Annotated in this window: 9 protein-coding genes and 1 tRNA gene; 9 read left to right on the plus strand and 1 reads right to left on the minus strand. The window is 69.9% G+C overall.

The window, feature by feature from the left end:
* From V7004_RS13880 to V7004_RS13920, 9 genes are all read left to right on the plus strand, one after another.
* Window positions 1-593, plus strand: a 593-nt coding sequence (locus V7004_RS13880; protein ID WP_334144705.1) for a class I SAM-dependent methyltransferase, incomplete at its 5' end; no start/stop codon positions are given.
* 23 nt (window positions 594-616) lie between these two features.
* Window positions 617-1,471, plus strand: a complete 855-nt coding sequence (gene rapZ / locus V7004_RS13885; protein WP_334144706.1) for an RNase adapter RapZ — start codon at window positions 617-619, stop codon at window positions 1,469-1,471.
* A 255-nt stretch (window positions 1,472-1,726) separates the two neighbouring features.
* A complete protein-coding gene (gene gap, locus V7004_RS13890; RefSeq protein ID WP_208027888.1) occupies window positions 1,727-2,737 on the plus strand; it encodes a type I glyceraldehyde-3-phosphate dehydrogenase in 1,011 nt (336 codons plus the stop codon).
* Window positions 2,734-3,870: a phosphoglycerate kinase gene (locus tag V7004_RS13895; protein WP_334144709.1), complete on the plus strand. Its 1,137-nt coding sequence runs from the start codon at window positions 2,734-2,736 to the stop codon at window positions 3,868-3,870. The genes gap and V7004_RS13895 overlap by 4 nt, the downstream gene beginning before the upstream one ends.
* Window positions 3,863-4,654: a triose-phosphate isomerase gene (tpiA, locus tag V7004_RS13900; RefSeq protein ID WP_334144711.1), complete on the plus strand. Its 792-nt coding sequence runs from the start codon at window positions 3,863-3,865 to the stop codon at window positions 4,652-4,654. Before V7004_RS13895 ends, tpiA begins: the two co-directional genes overlap by 8 nt.
* A gap of 102 nt (window positions 4,655-4,756) precedes the next feature.
* Window positions 4,757-4,981, plus strand: a complete 225-nt coding sequence (gene secG, locus V7004_RS13905; RefSeq protein ID WP_442968071.1) for a preprotein translocase subunit SecG — start codon at window positions 4,757-4,759, stop codon at window positions 4,979-4,981.
* Entirely contained in the window at window positions 4,978-6,606 is a 1,629-nt protein-coding gene (locus V7004_RS13910) for an ABC transporter substrate-binding protein (protein ID WP_334144713.1), read from the plus strand. Before secG ends, V7004_RS13910 begins: the two co-directional genes overlap by 4 nt.
* A 92-nt stretch (window positions 6,607-6,698) precedes the next feature.
* Complete coding sequence (locus V7004_RS13915; RefSeq protein ID WP_334144714.1) at window positions 6,699-7,637, plus strand: TIGR03621 family F420-dependent LLM class oxidoreductase; 939 nt, start codon at window positions 6,699-6,701, stop codon at window positions 7,635-7,637.
* 91 nt (window positions 7,638-7,728) lie between these two features.
* Window positions 7,729-7,815, plus strand: a tRNA-Leu gene (locus V7004_RS13920).
* 222 nt (window positions 7,816-8,037) lie between these two features.
* On the opposite strand, the gene V7004_RS13925 is transcribed toward V7004_RS13920, so the two are convergent.
* A complete protein-coding gene (locus tag V7004_RS13925; protein ID WP_334144715.1) occupies window positions 8,038-8,748 on the minus strand; it encodes a hypothetical protein in 711 nt (236 codons plus the stop codon).
* Between the last annotated feature and the right edge of the window lie 322 nt (window positions 8,749-9,070).

Here is a 9,070-nt window from a genome sequence, read left to right on the forward strand (position 1 = left end):
AGGTGGGTACGGGGGAGGGGCAGGTGGCCCGGGCCGTGGCCGCCGGTGGGGCGAGCCGGGTGATGGGGATCGACCCCACGACCGCGCAGGTCGTCGAGGCCAGCCGGCGGGGTGGTGGGCCACGGTACGTGCGGGCAGAGGCGGCCCGGCTCCCCGTGGCCACCGGCTCGTTCGACGCGGTGGTGGCGTGCCTGGTGTTCGAGCACATCGACGCGCTCGACGAGGCGATCGGCGAGGTGGCCCGGGCGCTGCGACCAGGCGGGCGGTTCGTGCTGTTCCTCAACCACCCGCTGCTCCAGACGCCGGGCAGCGGCTGGATCGACGACCAGGTACTCGACCCACCGGAGCAGTACTGGCGGGTGGGTCCCTACCTGCCGGAGAGCAGCACCGTCGAGGAGGTGGAGAAGGGCGTCCACATCCGGTTCGTGCATCGCCCGCTGTCGCGCTACCTGAACGCGCTCGCCGATGCGGGGCTGGTGCTGGAGCGGATGCTCGAACCTGCGCCCCCACCGGGGTTCCTCGCCCGGGCGCCCGAGTACGAGGACGCGGCGAGCATCCCGCGGCTGGCGGTGGTCATCACCCGGCGGCGATGACCACCCCGGTACCCTGACTCGTGGTGAGCGAGTTCGTGGTGATCACCGGGCTCTCGGGCGCCGGGCGATCCCAGGCGGCCGACATCCTCGAGGACCTGGGCTGGTTCGTGATCGACAACCTGCCGCCGTCGCTCATGCAGAAGGTCGCCGAGCTGGCCGGCGCCCCCGGCTCCAGCATCTCGAAGGTGGTGCTGGTGGTCGGCACGGGCCCGTACCACGACGAGGTGCTCCCGGCACTCGACGGGCTGGCCGCACAGGGCCTGCGGCTGCGGATCCTGTTCCTCGAGGCCTCCACCGACGTGCTGGTCCGCCGGTACGAGTCGAGCCGCCGGCGCCACCCGCTCGACCACGAGGGGCGGGGTCTGGCCGGCGCGATCGAAGCCGAGCGGGCGCTGCTCGAGCCGGTCAAGGAGCACGCCGACGTGGTGGTCGACACCAGCGAGCTGAACGTGCACCAGCTCCGGTCACGGATCCTCGACCTGTTCGAGGCCGAATCGCCCGAGGCCGGGATGCAGACCACGGTGATGTCGTTCGGCTACAAGCACGGCCTCCCACTCGACACCGACCTGGTGATCGACTGCCGATTCCTGCCCAACCCGCACTGGGTCGACGAGCTGCGCCCCCTGCGGGGTACCGACGAGCGGGTGAAGGCCTACGTGATGGGTCACGAGGTCACCGGGGTCTTCCTCGACGAGCTGACGTCGCTGCTGGAGCTCCTGCTGCCCGCGTACGTGGCGGAGGGCAAGAGCTACCTGACGATCGCCTTCGGATGCACCGGCGGGCACCACCGCTCGGTGGCCATCGCCGAGGAGATCGCCCGCCGCTTGGGCGAGCAGGGCTACGACCCCAAGGTCGTCCACCGCGACATCGACCGCTGACCCCTCCCTGGCCCGTCGCCCGTCGTGCTGGCCGGTTCACCCGGCATTCCCGTTCTGGCCGGTCGAACGCGTGCTCTGGCACGCGTTCGGCCTGCCGGTTGGGCGGTGCTCGCGTTCTGGCCGGTCAAACGCGTGCTGTGGCACGCGTTTGACAGGCCGGTTGACAAGGGGAGCGAGGGGACCGGCCCCGAACTGGCAGGCGAACGGTCCGGCGTGGTGCGATAGGGAGGTTCGCCACCAGGGAGGCTTGCTGGGATGACCATTCGTGTCGGGGTCAACGGATTCGGCCGGATCGGCCGCAACTTCTACCGGGCGGTGCGCCAGCAGGGCGCTGACGTGGAGGTCGTGGCCGCCAACGATCTCGGGGACGTGGCCGAGATGGCCCACCTGCTCAAGTACGACTCGGTCATGGGTCGCCTCGACGCCGAGGTGAAGCCCACCGGCGACGGCATCGAGGTCGACGGCAAGCTGCTCAAGATCACTGCCATCCGTGACCCGAAGGAGCTGCCGTGGGGCGAGCTCGGTGTCGACGTGGTGGTCGAGTCGACCGGCATCTTCACCACCCGGGAGAAGGCCGCCGCGCACCTCGACGCGGGCGCGCCCTTCGTGATCGTCTCCGCTCCCTGCACGGAAGCAGACGCCACTTTCGTGGTGGGCGTCAACGACGACACCTTCGACCCGGCCAACCACAAGGTGGTCTCGAACGCCTCCTGCACCACGAACTGCTTCGTGCCGATGATCAAGGTGCTCGACGACGCCTTCGGGGTGGAGAAGGGCCTGATGACCACCGTGCACGCCTACACCGGCGACCAGAACCTGGTCGACGGCCCCCACAAAGACCTCCGCCGGGCTCGGGCCTCGGCGATCAACATCGTGCCCTCGTCCACCGGCGCCGCTCGGGCGACGGGTCTGGTCCTGCAGGCCATGAAGGGCCGCCTCGACGGTACCGCGCTGCGGGTGCCGGTGCCGGACGGGTCCATCACCGACTTCGTCGGTGTGCTCGCCCAGGAGGTCACGGTCGAGCAGGTGAACGAGGCGTTCGCCGCGGCGGCCGCATCGGGCCCGCTGGCGAAGGTGCTGGAGTACACCGATGAGCCGATCGTCTCCACGGACATCGTCGGCTCGCCGGCGTCGTGCACCTTCGACTCCAAGCTGACCATGGCCATGGGCAACCTGGTCAAGGTGCTGGGCTGGTACGACAACGAGTGGGGCTACTCGAACCGGCTGGTCGATCTGGTGCAGATCGTGGGCGCCGCGAACAGGTGAGCCCCGGCAGCCTTCCGACCCTGGAGGACCTGGGCGACGTCGAGGGTCGCCGGGTCCTCCTCCGAGCGGACTTCAACGTCCCCATCAGGGACGGGGTGGTCGTCGACGACTTCCGCATCCGGGCCGCGCTACCCACCATCGAGTGGCTGACCGAGCGCGGCGCCCGGGTGACCGCGTGCAGTCACCTCGGCCGGCCCAAGGGCAAGCCCGATCCCAGGTACTCCATCGAGCCTGTCCGCCGGGTGCTGGCCGAGCTGGCGCCCGGGGTGGAGCTGCTCGAGAACCTACGGTTCGACCCGGGTGAGGAAGCCAACGATCCGACGTTCGTCGCCAAGTTGGTCGAGGGCCAGGACCTCTACGTCAACGACGCGTTCGGCGCCTCGCATCGGGCTCACGCCTCGATCGTCGGCCCACCCCGCCTGTTGCCCTCCGCAGCGGGGCGGCTGCTCCAGCGTGAGGTCGACGTGCTGCTCCCGCTCCGCACCGATCCCGAGCACCCGTTCGTGTGCATCCTGGGCGGGGCCAAGGTGAGCGACAAGCTGGCGGTGATCGGCGCGTTGCTGCGGGTGGCCGACTCACTGATCATCGGCGGCGGGATGTGCTTCACGTTTCTCAAGGCCCAGGGCCACACCGTCGGCGACTCGCTGGTGGAAGCGGACATGGTCGACACCTGCCGGGAGCTGCTCGAGCGGGAGGGCGACAAGCTGCACCTGCCGATCGACATCACCGCGCTCGGCCCCGGCGGTGAGGTCGGCAACCCCGACGCAGGGGGCGAGGTGCGCCAGGTGGGCGCGGACGTCCCCGACGGGTGGAAGGGCCTCGACATCGGACCGGGCTCGGCGGCCGAGTTCGCCGACGTGATCCAGGCCGCCCGCACGGTGTTCTGGAACGGCCCGATGGGGGTGTTCGAGGACCCACGTTTCGAAGCGGGGACGAAGGCCATCGCCGGCGCCATGGCCGACGCGCCGGGCTTCACCGTCGTGGGCGGAGGGGACAGCGCGGCCGCGCTCGACCAGTTCGGCCTCGCGGCGGCGATCGATCACGTGTCCACCGGTGGCGGGGCGTCGCTCGAGTTGCTGGAGCTCGGCGACCTCCCCGGCCTCGAGGCCCTGCGGGGAGCGCCGAATGCCTGAGAAGAAGCCCAGCCGCAAGCCGTTGATCAGCGGCAACTGGAAGATGCACCACAACCACTTCGAGGCCATCCAGACCGTGCAGAAGCTCGGCTACCGCCTCGACAAGGAGGACTACGAGCTGGTGGACGTGTCGGTGCACCCACCGTTCACGGACATCCGCTCGGTGCAGACCACGCTCGAGAGCGACAAGATCCCGATCCTGCTCGGCGCGCAGAACTGCTACTTCGAGGAGAAGGGCGCGTTCACGGGGGAGGTGTCGCCGGCGTTCCTGGCCAAGCTCAACGTGAGCCTGGTGATCGTCGGGCACAGCGAGCGCCGGGAGCTGTTCGGCGAGACCGACGAGGTGGTGAACAAGAAGGTCAAGGCGGTCTTGCGGTTCGGGATGACCCCGATCCTGTGCGTGGGCGAGACGCTGGCGGAGCGCGAAGCGGGTGGGACCGACGAGAAGGTGCTGGGCCAGGTGAAGGCGGGCCTCGCCGGCCTGAAGGCCGACCAGGTGGCGTCGATGGTCATCGCCTACGAGCCCATCTGGGCCATCGGCACCGGAAAGACGGCCACCGCCGAGGACGCGCAGGCGGTGTGCGGTTCGATCCGGGCCACGGTGGGCGACCTCTTCGATGAGCCGACGGCGTCGGCGGTGCGCATCCAGTACGGCGGGTCGGTCAAGCCCGCCAACATCGCCGAGCTGATGGCCCAACCCGACATCGACGGGGCGCTGGTGGGCGGCGCCAGCCTCGATCCCGACGAGTTCGCCAAGATCGTCCGCTACCGCCTGGCCGTCTGACCGGCGGTCCGAGGTTGCTCGGGCGTCGGTCCGCAGCCGGTCGGAGCGGCGGTCTGCGTTCGGCGGCGACCGCTGGTAGCGTGGTTCGCCGTGCTGACCGCCATCGTCCTCGGGTTCCACATCATCGTGTCGATGGGCCTGATCTTGCTGGTCCTGCTCCACAGCGGCCGGGGTGGAGGCCTGTCGGACATGTTCGGTGGTGGCCTGGGAGCCTCGGCGGCCGGCTCCACGGTGGTCGAGAAGAACCTCGACCGCATCACCGTGGTGGCGGCGCTCATCTTCGTGTTCACCTCGGTCGGTCTGGCGCTGCTGCTCAACAACGGGTGAGCCCGCGGGCCGTGGAGGCGAGGCGGCGCAACGGCAGGCGCCTCCTCGCCGCGGTGGTCGCGCTCGCGCTCGCCGCGAGCGCCGTGGCCTGTTCGGGTGCGGAGGAGAGCCAGCCTGCACCCACCACCGAGGCGGGCTTCCGGCCAGGCGGCACCTTGCGTCTGGGCGTCGCGGGCCCGACGGCGCTCGACCCCGCCCTGGCGGTGCCCACCGAGCAGGCCGAGATGATCGCAATCGACCTCCTCTACGACTCGCTGGCCACCGATGCGAACCCCGCGGAGCCGGATCTGGCTGAGTCGTTCCAGCCATCGGAGGACCACCGCCGCTGGCGGATCGTGCTGCGGAACCGGGTCTTCGCCGATGGCTCGCCGATCACCGCGGAGGACGTGAAGTTCACCCTGGAGCGACTGGCCCGCCTGGGGAGCGCGTCGCTCGCTGGCACCCGGCTCGACATCGTGGCCGGCTACGAGGCGCTGGCGGTCGAGCGGACGGCCTCGGAGCTGTCGGGGGTGCGGGTGCTCGACCAGCGCACGCTCGAGATCGACCTGGCGGTCTCTTACACCCAGTTGCCGGAGCTGCTCGGATCACCGCTCTACGGCATCGTCCCCCGGGCCGCGGTGCAGGCCGCAGGGGACCGTTTCGGGGAGCAGCCGGTGGGGTCCGGGCCGTACCGGTTCGTCGGGCGTGACGGTTCGGTCGTGCGCCTGGAGCGGGCGCCGGGTCCGGCCGGGGAGGCCGCGGGGCCCGACGCAGTGGAGCTGGTGGGCTTCGACACGGTCGGTGACTCGTACGCCGCCTTCGAGGACGGGCGGGTGGACTGGTCGCTCGTGCCCGCCGAGCGGGAGACGCTGGCGGAGGCGGCGGCCAGGTACGGGACCGGCGCGTTCCGCAGCTTCGGGGCGGAGCTGTGGTTCGGTATCAACCAGCACGATCCGGCCTACGCCGACGTGCGGTTCCGCCAGGCGATCGTGGCCGCCATCGACCGGGAGGGGATCGCACGTCAGGTCTTTCCCGGTCGCCTCCCGCTGAGGGGGCTGGTCGCGGCCGGGGTGCCGGGCGCCGCGGATGACGCCTGCACCACCGCGTGTGCCTACGACCCGGACCGGGCGCGGGCGCTGCTGGCCGAGGTGTTCGGCGGCGGGCCGGTGACCACGACCGTGGTGCTCGACACCTACGACGATCCGAGTCAGATCGAGCTGATCGAGGCCGTCACCGCCGACCTGCAGGCGGTCGGCATCCCGGTGGAGCACCGGGTGAAGCCCTTCGAAGAGTACCGGTCGTTCGTGGTGAGCGGGGAGGCTGACGTGTTCAGCTTCGGTTGGGTAGGCATCAATCCCACCCAGGAGGCGTACCTCGGCCCGCCGTTCCTGTCGGGGTCGCGCGACAACGTGGTGGGGGTGAGCTCGGAGGCGGTGGACGCCGCGATCATCCGGGCGCGGGCGACGCCGGATGCGGCGGCACGGGAGGCGCTCTACCGCGAGGCCGAGCAGCGCCTGCTCGGCGACGGGGTGGCGATCCCGGTGGTGCAGCTCGTGACGAACCAGGTGGTCGCGCCGCGGGTGAACGGGTTCGCGGGTCGGTTGGACGGGACATTCGACGTCACCTCGCTGTGGCTGGCGGACTAGGCGAGCGGGCTGCGCGAGGGTCAGCGTCGTCCGGCAAGGCCAGCCGGCGGGGCCAGCCGACGGGCTGCCGACCCGCGAGCTAGAACCAGGGGATGGCACATCCCCGCCGTTTCCGCTTTGCCGCTGAGCTGCACGAGCCGCTGCCCGGACGTACGTGGCTCGACAGCGCCCGCGAGCTCGAGGACCTCGGCTACTCGACGTTGTTCCTGCCCGATCACTTCGACGAGGGACCCGGGCCGATCGCGTTGACTGCCGCGGCCGCCGCGGTGACGACCACCCTCAACGTGGGGGTGCTGGTGTTCGACTGTGACTTCCGCCATCCGGCGGGGCTGGCCCGGGAGCTGGCGACCATCGACCAGCTCGCCGAAGGGCGGCTGGAGGTGGGCCTCGGCGCGGGGTGGAAGCGCACCGACTACGAGCGATCCGGCATCCCCATGGATCGGCCCGGGGTGCGGGTGAGCCGGCTGATCGAGCACACGACGGTGCTCAAGGGTCTCTTCGCCCCCGGGCCGTTCAGCTTCCACGGGGAGCACTACACGATCACCGAGTTGGAGGGCACGCCGGCGCCGTACCGGCCGGGCGGGCCGCCGATCATCATCGGTGGTGGGGCGCCTCGGGTGCTGCGCTTCGCCGGCGCGACCGCCGACATCGTCGGCGTGAACGCGTCGATCCACTCCGGGGAGATCGACGCCGAGGCCGCCCGTGACGCGCTGGCCGACCGCATCGACCAGAAGGTGCACTGGGTGAAGGAGGGCGCGGGGGAGCGCTTCGGGGACCTGGAGCTGAACGCCTGGCTGGCGGTCGCGCAGGTGACCGACGACAGCGCCGGGTTCGCGTCGCTGCTGGCGCCGGGGTTCGGGACGGAGCCGGCGTCAGTGCTGGAGTCGCCGCTCACCCTGATCGGCTCGCCGACCGAGATCGCCGAGCGGCTGCACGAGCGGCGGGAGCGGTGGGGCTACTCGTACCACGTGATCCCCGGGGAGCAGGCCAGGGTGTTCGCGCCGGTCGTCGGGGCGCTGAGCGGGCAGTGACGTGGCCCGCAGCCGGCTTCGGGATCGAGGAGGGCCCGCGCTAGAGTGGCCGCTCGCTCCGGTGCGGGGAAGCCGCCGTTCCGGAGGCCACGTCGGAGTGGCGGAATAGGCAGACGCGCTAGCTTGAGGGGCTAGTGCCCGCAAGGGCGTGGGGGTTCAAGTCCCCCCTCCGACACCACGAATGCCCAGGTCTCCGGCCTGGGCGTCGCCCGTTTTGGATCCAGTGTGAAGAATGGTCACAGCGGATCCAGTGTGTGCTTGCTCGACGGCCGTCCGAAGCTGGCCGTGATGGACACTGTCGTCGCGGCTGTGCCAGCAACCCTCGACACACCGGGGAATCCAGTTCATCGAGTGGGCCACCTCCGCTGGGGCCTGCTGCTCGAAGCGAGGCTCCTTCCGGTCAGAGTTCGGCGAGCTTCCTGTTCGCAGTGTCGACGATCTGTTTCATCTCGTCGGCAGAGATCGACTCCCTGCCGAACGGGGAGATCAACGACACCGAGATCAGCGTGATGAGCACGTCCCCCTTCTGGCCCATGATGAGATCGAAGGTGAGCTCGCCCATGCTGGCGTCTCCGGTGATCCGGTAGGCGAAGGAGCGATCACCCAGCTTCGGCGCGGATACGGGCGCGAGCGAGTAGGTCGTCTTCACACCTTCCTTGTCGGTGTCGTCCCAGGTCTTGCCCTTGCACCCCTCCAAGGCACTCTTGATGGTGTCGAACCGCTTGTCGGCACTGCCGGACCCGGATACTGCGCCCTGCATGAGGAATGGCCCCATCGACGACTTGGAGAACTCCACCCACGCCGATGAAGTAGCCGACGAGTCCGCCTCGCCGAGATCCGTGAATGAATCAGGCAGGGCCGCTGCCGACTCGGGGCACAGCACATCGTTGAAGCTGTTGCTCCCGCCGTCCGAGCTGGACTCGGTTGACGTCGTAGTCTCTCCCGTCCCTTCGGTCCAGCCCGTCGGCATATCGGAGATGGTGAGCAGGGCCGAGGACAACTTCGCCGGCGAAACCGTGCTTCCACTGCTTTGTGATCCGGACCCGTCCTTCGACCCGCATCCCCCGAACAACAGCATTGACACGGCAGCAGCGACCGCAATCGTCTTCATCCGAGTGCCCATTCCGGTCCTCCCCTGTTCTTCGCGTGACCTGTCTGTACGCACTCCACGTGACAGGCAGTGGCCCGCGTGCAATTGCCGGTCTCCGAGGTTCCGCGGGGAGGGTTCGTGTGGTGGGGGGTCCACCGGTAGGTGGTCGTGGTCTCGCAACCTGATCAGTGCTTGAGGCTGCTCAGGAGGAAGACCACCACCGTCGACGAAGTTGGATCGGTGCTGTTCGGGATGGACGGCTTCGAGGTGCTGGATCCCCGGGAGGCTTGACGCGGACCCCGGTGGCGCGTTGACGGTTGCCTGAGCCTGCGGGCTTGGGGAT

The sequence above is a fragment of the Rhabdothermincola sp. genome (assembly GCF_036846205.1).
In the GTDB taxonomy this organism is placed as follows: domain Bacteria; phylum Actinomycetota; class Acidimicrobiia; order Acidimicrobiales; family Acidimicrobilacustridaceae; genus Rhabdothermincola.